We start from the raw sequence: 18,263 nt of genomic DNA on the forward strand, positions 1-18,263 counted from the left end.
CATTACAAGGAGTACGTATAAATAAACTTAAGTTATATACAAAACATATTAATCACATGATTGAATTATCATCCCACGTTTAATTCACACTAAATTAAATCTTATAAAATGGCCGTTCTTTCATCCGCTTTTGATTTCAATTTAAGAAGTAAAACAATACTAGAAAGAACCAGTGTAATACCATTGCCAAGCATAAGCGGAAGATCATGTGATAGCAGCCCGTAAATAAGCCAACACAAAATTCCAAACACGAACAAAACATACATGGTTAATGATATACCCTCTGTATCTTTCGTCTTGATGGTATGCAGCACCTGAGGGAGAAAGGACAGGGTTGTACACGCTGCAGCGACGCTACCCAACATGGTTGGGTGTTCAATCATCACAGGCAAACCGATAGCCAAAATTGTCATCACGACTAATACATTCAACGATATTACTTTCATCTTTTTCTAATCCAATTGTGATTCAATCGAATCACTTGTTCCTATAACTTATGCCACTTGCTCGTACAGTACGCCTTTTAGAAGGGATACCGTATTTACTGCCGTATTTTGAGTCATTGCCAATCGAACATCTTCTCGCTCTGCATGATCTAACCCAGTTTCACTCTGCATTAGTGCTTCTCGAAAGTCGCGATGCATCAGCTTTCGGGCCAGCTTAGAGAAAATACTCATGTGAGTGCCTTCTTTGTCATGACTAGAGATGGTTAACATGATCACCGTCGAAACTGTCTCACCGTCGGCTTCATTCCAGACAATAGGCTTAGCGAGGTGCGCAATTGAGATGCTGTTATGGCTCACCGCGTCTGATTTACAGTGCGGAACAGCCACACCGAAACCCAAAGAGGTTGCAAAAATTGCTTCTCTTTCCCAGATTGCCTGCTCAACTGAGCCAGCACTATCAGTTCTACCCTGCACTTCTAAATTATCCGTTAGCTGCTTAATCACACCGGCTTTATCAAGCGCATCGCACTCAATGACCAGTTGCTCATCTAAAATTTCAGGGGAAATCTGCTGCTGCCAAAACTGATCAATTTGTGCTTTGACTTGTTCGACGGTCGCGAGAGCACATACCTTTTCAAGCAGACCCCGACATGAAGCAAATTCAAGCGCCGCCAAGTCGGCACGGCGTTGAACAATGTTCGGTGAAGACAAGCTAATTTCGTCAAATCCCATTGCCAACAGTAACGGTAATGCTCTTCTATCACTTGCCATTTCGCCGCAAATCCCCAGCTCAACACCTGATTTCTTCGCCACTTTCGCGATATCGTGAAGGAAGGCAATAAAGCCAGGATGGAGGCTGTCATATAGCGCTGAGACTTTCCGGTTACCGCGATCACAAGCCATGAAATATTGGGTAAGGTCATTACTTCCCACTGAGATGAAATCAATCATATCGGCAACTTTTTCGATCATATAACGAGCAGAGGGGACTTCGACCATGATCCCTAACCGCCATTGTCCGGTTGAAACACCTTCAGCATGAAGCTGATCTTCACATTGCTTACACAACTGATTAATCCATTGCACCTCTTCTACACAAGCAATCATAGGGATCATAATATTGACCACACCATGGCAAGATGCCCTTAGCAAAGCACGGATCTGACTCTCAACCATCGACTGATATTGTGGATACATCCGCACCGCTCGATAGCCAAGAAATGGGTTCTCTTCTTCAGGCAGTTCCAAGTACGGTAAGGGTTTATCACCACCGATATCAAGGGTTCGGATAATCACAGTTTTGCCTGCCGCTGCATCGATCACTTCGCGGTATACCTCATACTGCTCATCTTCACTTGGCGCTTTTTCTTGATCCATAAAGAGCATTTCAGTACGGAACAGTCCGATCCCTTCAGCCCCGCGATCAAATGCGCTACCTGCTTCGAGACCAACTGCGATATTGGCGTACAAGGCCAAGGGATGACCATCTCTACTTTGCCCTTTACTCGTCACAAAAGGGGTTAACAGTGCGTCTTTCGCAACCTGCTTACGCTGTTCTAACCGATAGAACTGCGTAACCTTGTCATTAGGATCGCGGATCAAACAGCCATAGCGCGCATCGAGTATCAGAATATTTGCGTTGTGGGAAAAAGCTTCTGCCCCCTCAACGGCGGTAAGCACCGGAATACCAAATGAACGAGCCAAAATAACGGTGTGGGATGTCTGCCCTGCTTCAGCGAGTACTAGCCCTTTTAGCCAGTGCTTATCCAGCGCCAAGAATTCGCTCGGTGTTAGGTTGTCAGCGATCAAGATACTGTCTTCAGATAAAGTCACAGGCTGCTGTAATGCCTTTCCAACTACCAAACTTGCCAACCTTGTACACAAGTCATCAATATCGAGGGCACGCTCACGCATATAGTTACTTTGGCTCTTAAGCATCGGGGCTTTCAGCTCATCAGATGCCTGCGCGATGGCAAGAATAGGGGTTGCCTGCTGGCTATATTTGGCCAGTGTTTCGCTAAATAAGCTATCCCCTGCCATTTGTGAGTGAGCTTTAAGAATCGTCAACTCTTCATGGCTATCAGTTGCTTCAGCCTGGGATACCGCCTCTTCAAGTTGCTGGCAAAGTATAAACAATGCTTTGGTCAAGACAGCACCTGTACTGCCAGTGCATGCAAATTCAGCATTCTCTGCAACTTGATGTAAGTCCACCTGACTACAAGCCACAGGTCGTCCCTTACCAATACCAGTAGACACGACAGTGCCACGCACATGCGTTGGTTCTGCTTTGATCAGCGAAACCGGTAATGGCTGATTTACATCAACAGCAACGCTCTCTAACGGCCCATCACAATGAGCAAAATCGTTATCAATGAATAATTTCAGCGCGTCACACGCCGCCTGTTCATCTTCACCGTCAAAAATAAACTGGCACTCATCCCCCAATACAGCATCTGCACCCACCAGTGACAGCACACTTTTGGCGTCTGCTTTTGTCCCTTTGCTTTTATTCAATAAGGTGATCTGGCAACCGAAAGGTTTAGCTCGGTTCTCTATTTCTGCCGCTGGTCTGGCATGGATGCCATTTTCCAGTGGGTTGGTAAATTCAAATGATTTAGTCATGATTGCCCCTTCGGGATTATCCGATATTTGCTATTCGATCTTTTTTATTCGATACAATTTTTGGGTGTAGAAGACCACTCACCCGAGCTTTGCGACTTGGGTGAGAGGTAAACTGATTATGTGGATTATTTCCTCAAGCGCAGGCCAAGCATCCCATGTGCCGGAACAACAGACTCTGCGGTTATGTCACCGACAATGCGCTCCATGCCATCAACTTGCTGAACTTTCCAGCCGGCTGGGAGTTCACCGAGAGCCACGGCTTCCGTGCCTACATTCATTAACCTGACAATCACACTTTGAGTGTCGTCTTCACAGATCTTGACTGCGCTTACTGTGACTGATGGTTGATTCAGAGCTAATAAACTGTACGCTTCTGGAGCCGTGAACATTGGCGGCGCAATCATAAACCGCTGCACTACACCGTTATGCAGAGTTAATGGTTTGCTCAACCACTCCTTGACGCGTTGACATAACCCAGCGTCGTAGGCACTACCACTGAATGGATAAAGCGCCAAGCGGAACGACAGTGATTGTTGAAGCTGGGAATCTGGACTTGCGTCCGGCAGCCCAGATAAGCGTCCAGGGCGGTATTTCAGATCCGGTTTACCAACAAAACCCATGGCTCGGAACAAGGTAATGGCAATCGAGTCATCGTATTGTTGATATTCACGAATACCATCCGTCATCACAGCGAGCCCGCCCTGTAAAGTTTCGCCCGCGACAACACTCTGCATCGGGTAAATAGGCATCGGGCAAGAGGTCCATTGCTGTTGTTGCCACAGCGACAACGCTGACTCGTCATTACCTCGCTGAATTAGCCCGATGGGTTGATCCGCAATACTTTGGGCACGAGCAAAATCACCATTCACATGTAGCTGAAGCCTGTGATCGTTAACGTGGTTATCAATTTCAATCGCAATATCGAGTTGCTCACTGCCCTTCGCCAGCCCCAACACAACATCTAAGCTTTGTTTTACTGAACAACGCTGCTCAGCGCGCTCGGATAAATCCGCTGGTAACGTCGCGTGGTAAGTGATGCGAACTTCAGATCTCAGTGGTCCATGGCAAACTCTGATGTTCTCAGCTTCGGTGTTAAAACCAACGTGATAGTCGGCATGTGGCTCAGAAAAATCATAATTATCCCCATCATCACCACCATCTACCAAGGTTAAGAGATCATGCCAATACTGGCCGCTAACCAAGCAGCTTAGGCTTACAGTGCCATGCATATCGACACTGACTGACAAAGCGTCGTTGGCAATAGTGACCGACTCTTCTTTCTCGGCTTGAGATTCTGCTTCCGCCTTTTCAGGACCCGCTTCCTCTGCGTCAGCTAAGCGCTCGATTTTTAGGTTACGGTAGCCACAAGCAGGTAAGCCTTCTAGAGAGACTAAGACGGTATGGCGGTACCAAGATCGGAAACGCTCATCACCAAGGGTGGTTGGATCTTGAACAATGGCATTGATATCCACCAACTCACAATCGATAGACTGCGTTGCTACCCTTTGCTCACCGTCGTAAACAGTAAACTGGCGTGTCGGCAATACCAGTTCCAGCTCAAGTTGAACATTACGACTATAAGGCAGTGGGTTGAAAACCAATACATACTCACCGTCTTTGCCTTTGGTTGACGAATCAGCCAATTGCTTGAGTGTGATTTCCTTCAGTCGTTCAGCGTTTTCACGGACAGCCTGAATACGGGCCTTCACCTGACTATTCACCGAGTCAGTATTGCACCCCCCGATTGAGTCATGAGCATGGCTCTGCATTAACTGTTTCCAGTTTTTCTCCATCAAACCATACGGGTACTTCAGGCCAAACTGATTAGCGACCGTCAACAACGGCTCAAGCTGATTGATCAGCAGGTTTTCTACATCACTATTTAGCTTTTTAATATCGTAGCGGGTGGAATAAATGCCTCGGTGAATACGGCTGTATTTGCCATACAACATTTCACTTTCAATCACAGGTAACGTCCCCGTTGCCGTGCTGGCAAAATAGTCCTCAAAACTGCACAGTTGGTATTGATAAGGGCGTGTTTCATTCGCCTGATTAATCGCCTCTACCGTTTCTGTTTGCCACGGCTTCTGATCGTGCCCACCCATAAACAAGAAATTCTCGCGCTCCCCAGGCCAGAAACGCTCAGTCATTTTCTGGTCAATACCGTCGAGGTGCGTATCCATGGCTTTCATGCCTTGGAAAGCGCTATAACCAAACTCCAGTACAGCCGTGGTCACGTTACTTCCATCCGGTGCACGCCAAACAAACTCGGTATTCGCGCAAATCCCTTCCCAAATCCCGCGCCAGAACACACACTTGTCGATGTTGAAATGCTGTAGGAGCTGAGGTAGCTGCTCGCTTTGCCCAAATGAATCAGGTACATAACCCACCTTCATTACCCCGCCAAATCGCTCTGCATCACGGCAGCCCCATAACAAATTTCTAATTTGTGACTCACCATGAACAACGCATTGATCTGTCTGGGTGTACCAAGGGCCGACCAACAACTTACCCGACTCAACCAGTGCTTTGACCCTATCCGTATCTTCAGGCACAACACTCAAGTAATCTTCGAGCATCACCGACTGACCATCGAGCACAAAACAAGGTAACCCGTCATCATTCTCTAGTTGTTCTAACATTTGCTGCATCGTAAACACCAGCAGCACTTGAGATTCCTCCGTACTGAAATACCATTCACGATCCCAGTGAGTATGAGGAACTATGTATGCTTTCTTATTCGTTGACATCACAATGACCTCAAGCTGATTTTGCTGTCTGCGGTTGAACTTCAGCTGCTGCTGATTGCTTATTGAATTGTCGCTTCATCAATAGCGTGGTCGAGACCGCCACAAAGGCGACACCAGTCGCGATAGAAATGAGGTATAAGAAGAAGTTGGACGACAGAATAAGAGCAAGAATACCTGCAGCTGGCGCCTGAACAATCGAATCAAACATGATCACCATCGATGCGGAAATCGCACTGCCGATAGTATTAATAATGATCAAAGCAGGATTGGCTAAGATAAATGGTATGGCTCCCTCACTGATACCAACACAGGACATCATCAGGGCAGCACGGCCATTCTCTTGTAACTCTTTGCTGTAATACTGCTTAGCAATAATCGTGGATAAACCAATACCAAACGGTGCTATCATGATGGCGATATGTGACGCTGTCACTGGCTCAAAGATACCTTGGGCAAACAAGCCTAGGCTGACGGTAATTGCCGCTTTGTTAATTGGTCCTCCCAAATCAAACCCGACCATGGCACCTAACACGGCAGCCATCAGTACTTTATTACCACCGGACATACCTACCAACCAGTTTTCCAAACCGGTATTAAGGGCGATAAGCGGATAGCCAACAATATATTTCATCACAAAGAGGACGATAGCAGTACCAATCAACGGAATGATGACCATAGGTAACAGACTGCGGAACTCTTTTGGCAGTTTGATATTCGCCAGCATCCAGCGAACCAAGTAACCCACCATCAAACCGCCGAGCAATGCCCCTAAGAAGCCCATTTGCATGTCACGCGCCAGCATACCAGCAATTAAACCCGGAGCTATAGCTGGTTTTCCGGCTAAACCAAAACCAACAAAAGCGGCAATAACAGGGAATAACAATGTCAGACCATATAAACCAAATGTTTTCAAATCATTAATTAACTGTGCAGCTAAAGAGTTGCTTTCATTTAAATCAACACCGGTTATAGTTTCAAATAAAGAGCCGAAAGCCAGCATCATACCACCAGCCACAATAACTGGTATCATATATGACACGCCGGTCATTAGTGCTTCACGTAATTTATCTAGCTCTGTTTTTTCTTTTTTAAGTAGTAGGGCCATGGTAATTATCCTTAATTATTATTGATTAAATGCATCATGGTTTCATACACAGCATCAGGCCGTTTAATAGGGTCAGCAACCGCACATTCCAAAATAGTCAGTGGCTCAAACCTATCCATACCTTCCACAGCAACTTCTGCGGCAATGATCGCGCCGTTAGCACGTGCGATATCATCCACGGTGATCTCATTATCTATACCTGTACTGCCTTGGGTTTCTACTTTCACTTCCCAACCACGCTCTTTCCCCAGCACTTCAAGCGCTTCTGCTGCCATATAGGTGTGGGCAATTCCAGTTGGGCACGCTGCTACACAAACGATATACATATTGACCTCGCTAAAAACTTGATAAGCTTCTGTTGTTAAAAACAAAAAAAGCAGCAATCATCTTCCGATGATTGCTGCTCAATTGATGGATGCTAACGTTAGACACGTTACTTTTGCTAGCATTTTCACGACCAAGTGATGCAGATCCATGTGTATTAGACATCGCTGCATTCGCAGGTGCATAGCGATAGAAACACACCAAAGAACTGGCCGAAACTTGCTTAGCAAAATATAGGTATGTTAGTGACAGTAAAGAAAACAAGGTGCGAACCTGTGCCGCACAACATTGGTGATTACGCTTCCAACGAGCGTAAGAAACATCGCACCAATACCTAACTTGCTTACCAAGCATGTCACCAACACGAATATAAAGCTGGTTATAATCCGACGCTATCTCATCCAGTTCCTTGTCAGAGCTGGAGACAAGACTTTCGCTGGCATTGATACAGACACACGAATAAATAGCATTAGCCAGAATGCGTAAGACACCCTGGATAAATACTAATAACGTGGCTGAATCAAATTTCATCGAAGTATCCCCTGTAAAGATACGCAAATCTTATACAGTAAAACTAAATTAAGATGTGATGTGATTCACAATTGAATATAAACTAATATTTCATATTGTCATTAATGACGCCCCTCACAATTATCAATAAATAAAGAGGCATCATTCATTATTTATAAAATGATTGAATCCATGAATTTATTACCTTGTCTCTATTCACCGATTGGTTGACCCACAACTAAATACCTCATAAAAAAAGCCGCAATATATTAACTATGCGGCTTTTTATTTTAAACAGGCGACTACACACTACAAAACATCAATGACCAACTTCATCCCTGATACAAACAGGAACAGATAACATAACCGGTATACCACATCCTGGCTGACCCGATGGAGTAGCCACACCCCCATATAAACCCCAACAGGGGCTAGAGGCATGAGAACTAACGCCGTCATCAAATTGGTGGTATCAAACTCACCAAGCAAGCTGTAGGGAATAAGCTTAGCTAAATTAATAATGGCAAATAGCACAGCCATGGTAGCAATTAGAGTGACTTTCTCCAGCCTCAGAGGCAGCAAGTAAATACTGGCTGGCCCACCGCCGGCATGAATTGCGGTACTGGAAAAACCACCTAAACTACTCCACCACCATGCACTGGCTTTACCGGGCTTTTTATCTTGCTGGCCACCGCCCAACACATATTGCACGCAAAACAGTAGCGACAATACACCTATCAACAATTTGAGTCCGGCCTCAGGGGTAATGCTGAGGAATAACCCAGCCAGCAATACCCCTAGTAAGGAACCCGGCAGCATTTGGCGCAAAATCGAATAGTCAGCACTGCGGTAGTGTTGCTTAACCGCAAACGCATCCATGACACACAGGATAGGAAGCAAGATTGCAGCGGCTTGTGTTGGCGAAACCACTAGGGCCATTAGAGGCACTGCAATGATCCCAAGCGCCCCGCCCAAACCGCCTTTACCTATCCCATAAATTAATACAGCAGGTACGGCAGTAATATAAAACCAAGGATCGGTAACAATCATCTCAGCCCTTACATACAGTGCTCAGCCAGATAACCTCGGCTCTTTGCCATGTCCATTTTCACATGATCAAGTTGAGACACCGCACGTTCTTGTTCAACAACAATCCAGCCTTGGTAATCAATATCTTGCAAAACCTGGAAGATTTTTGAGAAATTGATACTACCCTCGCCCAAAGGACGTGTGAGCCCCTGACTGAACGCATTCGCCATTCCACAGCGACTACGCATCGCATTATGTAACTGCTGCCCATCAACATCCTTAAAGTGCAGGTGCTCTAGCCGATTTGCATAACGACGAATAAAGTCTTCCGGCTTCATCCCATCAATAAACAAATGGCCAATATCAAGACACAAGCCAAGACGATCGGCCGGAATAGTATTCATAACCATCGCAATCTCATCGGGAAAAGCAACAAAACCACCGGAACTTGGGTGCAATAATGTCCTAACGCCTTTATCAGCGGCAATTTCCGCCACCGCTGAAATAGTCGCAATCATCGCCTGCAGCTGCTCTTTATTGAGCCTTGGTGCAATCACACCATGACCAACATAGGAATCTCTGGCAGCATTGGCTCGATCCATAATGATCAGTTTGTCGACACCAATTGCAACGAGCAAATCAACAACACGATGAGCATTATCGAGGATCTCTTCTTTTGACTCTGGACAACTAAAGTCGCCATGTAAATTCCCTGCGCACACTTTCATCCCCCTAATCCGCAGCGAACTGGCAAGAATAGAAGGATCTTCAGGGAAATACCCGACGGGCCCGAGTTCAATCCCTTCATACCCAGCTTCTCGAGCTTCAACAAGCACTTTACCCCAACTTGGATTATCGCCTTGTAAAGAGTTCTCCACTCCCCAACAGCAAGGCGCACACGCTATTTTCATTGTCATAATTACATCCTCTACATGACAAACTTCTTGAAATTATTCTTCGGCAGACTGTCTGCGTGGTTATTTGAACCCTGATTAAATGAGTCCTTTTTCAACCAAAAACTGACGGCTCTTTTTAATATCGGGTAATGTGGTGTCGGAATGGCGCGGATCGCGTTCTTGTTCAATCGTGATCCAACCGTGATAACCAATAGACTCAAGCGCTTGGGCTACTTCGTCATAGTCCACCGCCCCTTCTCCTAACGGGCACATCACACCATCCGCGCAAGCTTGCCAAAAGCCTACTTGCTCCTTAATAGCCTGCTGTAAACGATGCTGATTCACATCTTTGAAATGAACATACTCCAGCCTGTCAGCGTATTGCACCAGGCTCTTTGCTGGATCCATGGTGGCGTAGTACAGGTGTCCGGTATCAAGACAAAGCCCGACTTCCTCTGCCGGTATATCGGCTAGCATAAGATCGATTTCATCTTGGTATTCGATATAACCACCAGCATGAGGATGAACAACCGCCCTAATTTCATGACGCTTAGCAACCTCGGCAATATCGCGGATAGTGCTCATCATCTGGGCCCAACGCTTTGAGTCCAATCTTGGGGCCTGTTCAGGCATACCAGCATAGCGGCTTCTGATGTCATTGACGCAATCGATGACCACCAACTTTTCGCAACCAATTTTCTGCAGTAAGCCGCACAACCGCTTAGTTTTCTTAATAATGTCTTCATAACTGCTGGCTTCAGACAACGGTTCGAAGATGGTACCGGCACAAATTTCCAGCTCTTTGATATACAACGCCGTGTTTACCGTATCCGCATCGAGCGGCAAAAAACCGTATGGCCCCAGTTCTGTACCGGTAAATCCTGCTAGCCTAACTTCCGACAACACCGCCATCCAATTTGGATTATGTGGATTATCGGAAGATTCAACACCCCAACAACAAGGTGCGCATGCAATTGAATAACTCATAGTTCCACCCTCAAGTGATCCATTAACTGAACAAAGCAAATTACAGCCAGACTAATCACTCTCGAGCAAAAATGGCGTGACCGAGCACGCATCTTATTTTTGCATTTTCGCAAATCAGATTTGAATCTATGCCTATAACACCCGAACGCCTCTCCCCCATAGACTGTTATTAACAAATCAAACTGAAACAGGAAGTTGTATGGAACCCGTTTACATTGTTGCCGCAAAACGTACCCCTATTGGTAGTTTCAACGGCGCACTTGCCCCCGTGTCTGCACCTCAACTAGGAGCGGCCGCCATTAAAGGTGCTCTCGAGCAATGTCACCTTGATCCAAGCCTGATTGATGAAGTGATTGCTGGAAATGTATTAAGTGCCGGTATTGGTATGGGCCCTGGTCGACAAGCGGCTATTCTCGCAGGCATCCCTGAGACTGTCCCAGCCTACACGCTGAACATGATCTGCGGTTCTGGCATGAAAACCGTGATGGATGGCGTGAGTCATATTCGTGCAGGTGAAGCCGAGATTGTTGTTGCTTGCGGTATGGAGAGCATGTCTCAGGCCCCTTTTATTTCTGCAAACCCATTACGTGATGGCGTTAAGATGGGTCAACTGACTCTCGACGACTCCATTATCAAAGATGGCCTGACTGATGTTTTCAATCAATACCATATGGGGCTCACCGCAGAAAATATCGCAGAGCTGCATCAACTGAGCCGCGAAGAGCAGGACCAATTCGCGCTTTCCAGCCAACAGAAAGCCACTTCAGCACTTAAAGAGCATGGCTTTAGTGATGAAATCGAACCGGTCAATGTTTCCCATCGCCGCAAGCAATATACCGTTAGCCTTGATGAATACCCGAAAGCTGACGCCAGCTTTGAGAAACTGCAATCGCTTCGCCCTGCTTTCAAAAAAGAAGGGACAGTCACCGCTGGTAACGCATCGGGTCTGAATGACGGTGGTTCGGCTATCATTCTTGCTTCGAAAGCGGCGGTTCAACGCTATGACCTGACACCACTTGCTGAAATAGTCGCTTGTGGACAAGCAGGGTTGTCTCCAAAAGTGATGGGACTTGGCCCTGTCCCCGCAATCACCAATGCCCTTGATAAAGCCAAACTGACGTTGGCTGATATCGAATGCTTCGAGCTCAACGAGGCATTTGCCGCACAAGCTCTCGGCGTAATGAAAGAGCTATGTGAAAAGCATAGCGTCGACAAATCTTGGCTCGAATCACGCACTAATCTCAATGGTGGTGCCATCGCCCTCGGTCACCCACTCGGCGCATCCGGTAACCGAATATTGACCTCGTTGATTTACCAACTAGAACGTTCACAGCAGACCTATGGCTTGGCCTCCCTTTGCATCGGTGGCGGTATGGGAACAGCTGTAATCATCCGTCGATGCCAGGTAAATAAATAGGAGCATATTATGAAAAAATCTATCTCAGCAAACGAGATCGCCACTCTTCTTCGCGATGATATGACCATCATGATAGGCGGGTTTATGGCTAACGGTGCACCGGAAGGACTGATTGATATCATCCTAGCGTCTGACATCAAGAACATCACCCTGATCACCACCGATACCGGCACACCAGAATCAGGATCTGGACGCCTGATCAAAGCCAAACGTATCAGTAAACTCTATGCCTCGCACATCGGTACCAATCCTGAAACGGGCGCACAAATGAATAGCGGCGAATTGGATGTAGAATTGGTCCCACAAGGCACACTCGCTGAACGGATCCGCGCAGCAGGCGCAGGCTTAGGTGGCGTATTGACCCCTACCGGACTTGGCACTTTAGTCGCCGAGTCCAAGCAAGTTATCAAAGTGGATGGCAAAGACTTCCTGCTGGAAAAACCATTACGCGCAGATCTTGCCTTGATCCGTGGCTCTGTTGTCGATACCAAAGGCAATACTGTTTACAAAGGGACGACGCAGAACTTCAACCCATTAATGGCGACGGCTGCTGACACTGTAATCATCGAAGCTGAAAACTTGGTCAACATCGGCGAAATTGCTCCCGAAGCGGTACACACACCGAGTTTGTTTATTGACCACATTTACCAAGGAGCTTAATCATGGCCATTCAACGAGAAAAACATCAGATTCGCCGTATGATTGCTTGGCGTGTTGCTCAAGAGCTTCACGATGGTGATGTAGTCAACCTTGGCATTGGGCTGCCAAGCCTTGTGGCTAATGAGACCTCTTCAGATATCGAAATCCTACTTCAAGCTGAAAATGGCCTAATTGGTATTGGGGAAATGCCAGATAAAGCCAATATTGACCCTGACTTGGTCAATGCAGGAGGACAACCCATAACAGCAACAGCAGGTGCCTGTACTTTCCATAGCGCAGACTCTTTCACGATTATCCGTGGTGGGCATGTTGATGCGACTGTACTGGGCGCATTGCAGGTCGACCAATTTGGTAACCTTGCAAACTGGATCATCCCAGGAAAAATGGTACCGGGTATGGGCGGTGCTATGGATCTGGTCGTCGGCGCGAAAAAAGTAATTGTCGCCATGGAGCATACCGTCAAAGGCAAACCAAAACTGCTTAAACACTGCTCGCTTCCGCTTACTGCCGCTAATCAAGTTGATTTGATTGTGACAGAGCTGGGCGTTATCAAAATCACAGAGCAAGGAATGATGCTAACAGAGCTTGCTCCTGGCACAACGATTGATGACATTCAGGCCGCAACAGAGGCAGAGCTAATCATTTCCCCTGACTTGAAGGCCATGCCGATTCCAAGCGATTTATAATCGCAAACAGACACTGTTACGTTAACGAAAATAGCACCGAGCCTTTGCTCGGTGTTTTATTTCGAGTAAAAAAAACCAACGCTTAATAAGCGTTGGCTTCACTCAGATAATAAATACTGAATTAAACTTCTTCTGGTTGCCCTTGCAACACGTTAGATACTTCAATTGGCAACTTCTGCATCACGTAGTTACCCGGTGCAGGACCCTTAGCTGGGTATGTATTACTACCCGCACTACGAGCTTCAACAACGTCAGCCTCTTCGAAGTCTCCCATCCACGCGTTCCAATGGGTCCACCAGGAGCCATCTTGGCGTTTAGCCCCTTCTAGCCAAGCCTCAGGATCAGCTGAGGATTTAGCATTCGTCCAGAAGCCATACTTGTTCTTTGTCGGGTGGTTAACGATACCGGCAATATGGCCAGACTCACCCAGTACAAATGTAGACTTTCCACCTAGCTTGCGAGCACCACGATAAGTGCCCTGCCAAAGCGCAATGTGATCTTCTTGAGTTGAGATAAAGTAAGTTGGGATCTTGATCTTAGCCAGATCAATATACACACCACCCACCTTGAACCCTTTAGGATCGATTAGACGGTTTTCAAGATAGAACTGACGCAACAATGTACTGTGGCAGGCTACTGCAACATTGGTACTATCGCCATTCCAGTACAGCAAATCGAAATCAATTGGGCTGTTACCTTTCAGGTAATTGTTGATGTAGTAGTTCCAGTACAAGCTGTTTTCACGCAGTAGGCTAAATGTCACACTTAACGAACGACCATCCATGTAGCCTTTCGCTTCATTCTGCGCTTCAATGGCGGAGATAATCGGGTCGTTAACGTACGCCCCAATCTCCCCTGGCTGCGAGAAATCTAGCAACGTCGTGAAGAATGTGGCTGACTTAATCCGATTACGCATACGTTTGGCAGAATAATACGCCAATGTTGTTGCTAGCAGTGTTCCACCAATACAGTAACCAGCGGCATTAATTTGTTTTTCACCCGTGATATCTTCAACAACATCAACGGCTTTAACAACACCATCAACCACGTAGTCGTCAAAATCAACATCAAACATACTGGCATCAGGATTACGCCAAGACATCATGAATACGGTATGTCCCTGCTCAACCAACCAACGCACCATTGAATTCTTCTCACGAAGATCCAAAATATAGTACTTATTGATAAATGGCGGTACGATCAGTAACGGAGTTGCATTCACTTTCTCAGTCAGTGGCTTATATTGAATAAGCTCAAACAGGTGGTTCTTGTAAACAACATCACCCGCTGTATTCGCTACATTTTCACCCAGTTGGAAAGCCGCATCATTAGTCATGCGGATCTTGAGCACATCGGCACTCGACTGCATATCTTGCTGAAGCAGCTCCATTCCCTTCACTAGATTTTCACCATTAGTCTCAACGGTCAGCTTAGCTAATTCGGGGTTTGTCGTCACAAAGTTCGTTGGAGACATCGCATTGATGGCTTGACGAGAAAAAAAACTCAAGCGCTCTTTCGCTTTATCGTCTAGCCCGTCCATCGAATCGATGGTTTCTTTCATCGTATTACTAAACAATAAATACGACTGCTTGATATAATTGTAAAACGTTTCATTCTCCCATGCAGGATCAGTAAAACGTTTATCATCTTTTTCAGGCTTAATAAGATCTTCTTCGTCACCTGTTTTCATCGTGACGTTTTGCCAGATCTTCATCTGGCTCTCCCACCATTCCATTTGCACTTTGGCGATAACGGCTGGCTGCGCTGAGGCTTGTTCGATCAACTTAGTCGTATCTTCTAAGCTAATTTCATTAAGCGCTTTATTTAAGGGAGTATTCATGGCTGCTTTGCCGGATTCCAGCTCCTTCCACCACATCTGGTTCATATCTTGGAGCTTAGCAAAGTAGTCCGTAAAGAAGTTATGGTTCATTGCAATGACCTCTATATTAGGACTAAAAATGCCGCCCTCGAATGGGGCGGCAGAATTGGTCATGCAACTTAAGCAGGTGTTGCTTGCTTTACATTTTCAGCAACTAGCTCTTCAACTTCCGTTTTGAAGTTTTGAGCTACAGCGTTGAATTTGTTGCTGTCATCAATTAGCTGCTGAGAAAGCTTAGTTAGTGTTTCTAGCTGCTGGCTGTTGAACTCAGCGAATGACTGAACATCTTTAACTTCGCTTACTGCTTTTAGCTGATTAAGGCCTAGGTCACTGTATGCGCGAACAGCAGCTAGTTGAAGTTCAGTAAGCTCTTCAACGTTCTTAGTGAACATTTTGTTGAATTTAACGTATGGTGCTAGTGATTTTTCAGTCTGCTCAGAGAAAGACTTAAACATTTCCGTATACATAGTGATTTCCTTCATTTAAAGATTGATTAAGTACCTGTGCCATGATGAATACAGGTACTGGTTAGCTTTACAATTGAATTAGACGCTCTTCAGTACAATTGCTGTACCCATACCACCACCAACACACAAAGTAGCTAGGCCATGCTCAGTACCGCGACGACGCATTTCGTGAAGAAGGCTGACAATAATACGATTACCTGAAGCACCTAGTGGGTGACCCAGTGCAATCGCACCACCATTTACATTGGAACGCTCGGCCAGATCTTCTACCTGAGACCCTAGTTCATCGGCCAATTCGTGAAGTACACCTAAAGCTTGACCCGCAAATGCTTCATTGAATTCAAACAGACCAACGTCACCGATTGTCAGTTGTGCTTTATCAAGTGCTTTTACCACTGCAGGAACAGGACCTAGCCCCATAATTTCCGGAGCGATACCGGCTTGAGCATAGCTTTCAATTTCAGCAAGCGGCGTTAGGCCGTATTTTTCAACAGCAGCTTCTGAAGCAACAATAATGGCACTTGCACCGTCATTGATACCTGATGCGTTACCTGCCGTTACTGAACCGCCTTCTTTCTTGAATGCAGTACGTAGTTTTGCAAGGCCTTCAATGCTCGCATCAGCTTTCGGGTATTCGTCAGTATCTACAATGCTCGTTTTCCGGCGAACAGTGACTTCGACAGGGGCTATTTCATCGGCGAACTTACCCTGCTCAATAGCAGCAACCGCTTTTTGCTGGCTCGCTAGCGCGAAGTTATCTTGCTGCTCGCGAGTTAACCCCACTTTGGCGACAACGTTTTCAGCTGTAACGCCCATGTGATACTGATTAAACACATCGGTCAAACCGTCAGAGATAAGCAAGTCATCCAAACTTAGCGACCCCATTTTCTGACCGTCACGAATCGTCGCTGGGGCACAGAATGGAATCTGAGACATGTTTTCTGCACCTGCAGCAACAACCAACTCAGCATCACCAGCTTTGATGTGGGCTGCGGCATCCATTACCGCTTTCATTCCAGAACCACAGACCATATTTAAACTATAAGCGGGTACTTCTTGAGGCACACCAGCATAGATGGCAGCCTGTCGGCCTGGCCCCATACCCTGTCCAGCACCAACAACGTTACCTAGAATGACTTCATCAAGATTTGCAGGGTCAACGCTTGCTTCTTCCAATGCAGCTTTAATGGCTACAGCAGCAAGTTGAGAAGCAGGAACTGATTTCAGCGCACCGCTGAAACTACCGATAGGCGTACGTTTAGCCGCAACGATATATACTTTTGACATGATTTTTTGCGTCCTTTCAAACTTCAGAAATTAACCCATTAGTGCATGTACAAACCGCCATTCACAGACAGCGTTTCGCCTGTGATATACGCAGCAGCATCACTCGCCAAGAAAGTTACCGCTGCCGCTACTTCAGCGGGTGCAGCAAGGCGCTTCATTGGGATTTCAGCTTTAATGCTATCTAGCACTTCTGGTTTAATTGCTTCTACCATTGGCGTACCGGTATAGCCTGGGGCAATTGCATTGACGGTAACACCAGAACGCGCACCTTCAGCAGCCAATGCCTTGGTAAATCCGATCATCCCAGCTTTTGCAGCTGAGTAGTTAGCCTGTCCAAACTGACCTTTAAGGCCGTTCACTGAAGAGATATTGATAACTCGGGAATTACCGTGCTCACACATTGAAGCGAAGAGTGGCTGGGTCACATTAAACAAACTGTTCAGGTTTGTCGTAATAACATCGCCCCACTGCTCTTTGGACATACGCTTAAACGTCGTATCACGTGTAATACCAGCATTATTGACCAGAACATCAATGTTACCTTCTTCTTGCAATAATGTTGCAAGCGCCTCTGTGCAATAATCAGCATCCGTAACATCTAGCGGGAACAATCTAACCTGCTCCTCTGAATAATTATTCTCTTTAAACCATTCTTTAGCTTTGGCTTCACCGCTTGGGTAATATGTGGCAATCACACGAAAACCCGCATCAACTAATCCTTTAGTGATCGCTGAACCAATACCACCTTTTGCACCAGTTACTAATGCTTTTTTAGTCATTACAGAAGACTCCATTCCATCTTTATGATGTTTACCACCCTTTATTTCAGATACTTACAGCATCAATTCAATAAGGGCCACTAACCAACGCAGACTGTTTATCAGTCTTATTTTTTATCTTGTTGCATCCTAGCGAGTAAAAAAGACACTTAGGTGACTTTTACATTGCACAAACATTATAAAAACACATGCACATGACAATATCAACACGGAGCATCAATGGTCATACCAATATTCCCGCATAGAATCACATTAAATAATAAAACCAAGGTCAACCTTTAAATGTGTCAATAACGTTAACTTTTGTGAGTATGGGTAAGTGACATGTTTTATATGCTGAAAAACAATGGTATAGACTGAGTCAATGGCCAAATCTTACTTGTTGCCTATGCAAGCTTGCACTGGGAAAGTGCATCATT

Annotated in this window: 16 protein-coding genes; 3 read left to right on the forward strand and 13 right to left on the reverse strand. The window is 45.9% G+C overall.

The window, feature by feature from the left end; all coding sequences use genetic code 11:
* Nucleotides 1–101: 101 nt before the first annotated feature.
* The 9 genes from C9I99_RS05085 to C9I99_RS05125 all read right to left on the reverse strand — a co-directional run bounded on the left by C9I99_RS05085 (nt 102) and on the right by C9I99_RS05125 (nt 10,669).
* On the reverse strand, nt 102–446 hold the full coding sequence (locus C9I99_RS05085) for a SemiSWEET transporter (RefSeq protein ID WP_243734585.1): 345 nt from the start codon (nt 444–446) through the stop codon (nt 102–104).
* A gap of 48 nt (nt 447–494) precedes the next feature.
* Nucleotides 495–3,068: a phosphoenolpyruvate--protein phosphotransferase gene (gene ptsP / locus C9I99_RS05090; RefSeq protein WP_107347722.1), complete on the reverse strand. Its 2,574-nt coding sequence runs from the start codon at nt 3,066–3,068 to the stop codon at nt 495–497.
* A 125-nt stretch (nt 3,069–3,193) separates the two neighbouring features.
* Complete coding sequence (locus C9I99_RS05095) at nt 3,194–5,818, reverse strand: glycoside hydrolase family 38 N-terminal domain-containing protein (protein ID WP_107347723.1); 2,625 nt, start codon at nt 5,816–5,818, stop codon at nt 3,194–3,196.
* Between the two features lie 10 nt (nt 5,819–5,828).
* On the reverse strand, nt 5,829–6,923 hold the full coding sequence (locus C9I99_RS05100) for a PTS fructose transporter subunit IIC (protein ID WP_107347724.1): 1,095 nt from the start codon (nt 6,921–6,923) through the stop codon (nt 5,829–5,831).
* 11 nt (nt 6,924–6,934) lie between these two features.
* A complete protein-coding gene (locus C9I99_RS05105; RefSeq protein WP_107347725.1) occupies nt 6,935–7,249 on the reverse strand; it encodes a PTS fructose transporter subunit IIB in 315 nt (104 codons plus the stop codon).
* 10 nt (nt 7,250–7,259) lie between these two features.
* Nucleotides 7,260–7,778 carry a hypothetical protein gene (locus tag C9I99_RS05110; RefSeq protein ID WP_107347726.1) on the reverse strand — a complete coding sequence of 173 codons (519 nt, stop codon included), beginning with the start codon at nt 7,776–7,778 and terminating at the stop codon, nt 7,260–7,262.
* Nucleotides 7,779–8,066: 288 nt separating this feature from the next.
* Nucleotides 8,067–8,807 carry a sulfite exporter TauE/SafE family protein gene (locus tag C9I99_RS05115; protein ID WP_107347727.1) on the reverse strand — a complete coding sequence of 247 codons (741 nt, stop codon included), beginning with the start codon at nt 8,805–8,807 and terminating at the stop codon, nt 8,067–8,069.
* 8 nt (nt 8,808–8,815) lie between these two features.
* Complete coding sequence (locus tag C9I99_RS05120) at nt 8,816–9,703, reverse strand: sugar phosphate isomerase/epimerase family protein (RefSeq protein WP_107347728.1); 888 nt, start codon at nt 9,701–9,703, stop codon at nt 8,816–8,818.
* A gap of 75 nt (nt 9,704–9,778) precedes the next feature.
* On the reverse strand, nt 9,779–10,669 hold the full coding sequence (locus C9I99_RS05125) for a TIM barrel protein (protein WP_107347729.1): 891 nt from the start codon (nt 10,667–10,669) through the stop codon (nt 9,779–9,781).
* Nucleotides 10,670–10,868: 199 nt separating this feature from the next.
* On the opposite strand from C9I99_RS05125, the gene C9I99_RS05130 reads away from it, so the two are divergent.
* The 3 genes from C9I99_RS05130 to C9I99_RS05140 are packed head-to-tail and all read left to right on the forward strand — an operon-like array spanning nt 10,869 to nt 13,432.
* Entirely contained in the window at nt 10,869–12,086 is a 1,218-nt protein-coding gene (locus C9I99_RS05130; RefSeq protein WP_107347730.1) for an acetyl-CoA C-acetyltransferase, read from the forward strand.
* Nucleotides 12,087–12,095: 9 nt separating this feature from the next.
* The gene (locus C9I99_RS05135) at nt 12,096–12,746 is read left to right on the forward strand and encodes a CoA transferase subunit A (protein ID WP_107347731.1); all 651 of its coding nucleotides are present in this window, start codon (nt 12,096–12,098) and stop codon (nt 12,744–12,746) included.
* A gap of 2 nt (nt 12,747–12,748) precedes the next feature.
* Nucleotides 12,749–13,432 (forward strand): 3-oxoacid CoA-transferase subunit B, encoded by a 684-nt coding sequence (locus C9I99_RS05140; RefSeq protein ID WP_107347732.1) that lies wholly within the window; start codon nt 12,749–12,751, stop codon nt 13,430–13,432.
* Nucleotides 13,433–13,553: 121 nt separating this feature from the next.
* On the opposite strand, the gene phaC is transcribed toward C9I99_RS05140, so the two are convergent.
* From phaC to C9I99_RS05160, 4 genes are all read right to left on the reverse strand, one after another.
* Nucleotides 13,554–15,362, reverse strand: coding sequence for a class I poly(R)-hydroxyalkanoic acid synthase (gene phaC / locus C9I99_RS05145; protein ID WP_107347733.1), 1,809 nt, complete (start codon nt 15,360–15,362; stop codon nt 13,554–13,556).
* Between the two features lie 68 nt (nt 15,363–15,430).
* Nucleotides 15,431–15,778, reverse strand: coding sequence for a phasin family protein (locus C9I99_RS05150; RefSeq protein ID WP_107347734.1), 348 nt, complete (start codon nt 15,776–15,778; stop codon nt 15,431–15,433).
* Between the two features lie 78 nt (nt 15,779–15,856).
* On the reverse strand, nt 15,857–17,065 hold the full coding sequence (locus C9I99_RS05155; RefSeq protein ID WP_107347735.1) for an acetyl-CoA C-acetyltransferase: 1,209 nt from the start codon (nt 17,063–17,065) through the stop codon (nt 15,857–15,859).
* A gap of 38 nt (nt 17,066–17,103) precedes the next feature.
* Nucleotides 17,104–17,844 (reverse strand): SDR family oxidoreductase, encoded by a 741-nt coding sequence (locus C9I99_RS05160; RefSeq protein WP_107347736.1) that lies wholly within the window; start codon nt 17,842–17,844, stop codon nt 17,104–17,106.
* Nucleotides 17,845–18,263 lie beyond the last annotated feature (419 nt).

Origin of the sequence: Photobacterium lutimaris, assembly GCF_003025555.1 — a bacterium.
GTDB classification, from domain to species: domain Bacteria; phylum Pseudomonadota; class Gammaproteobacteria; order Enterobacterales; family Vibrionaceae; genus Photobacterium; species Photobacterium lutimaris.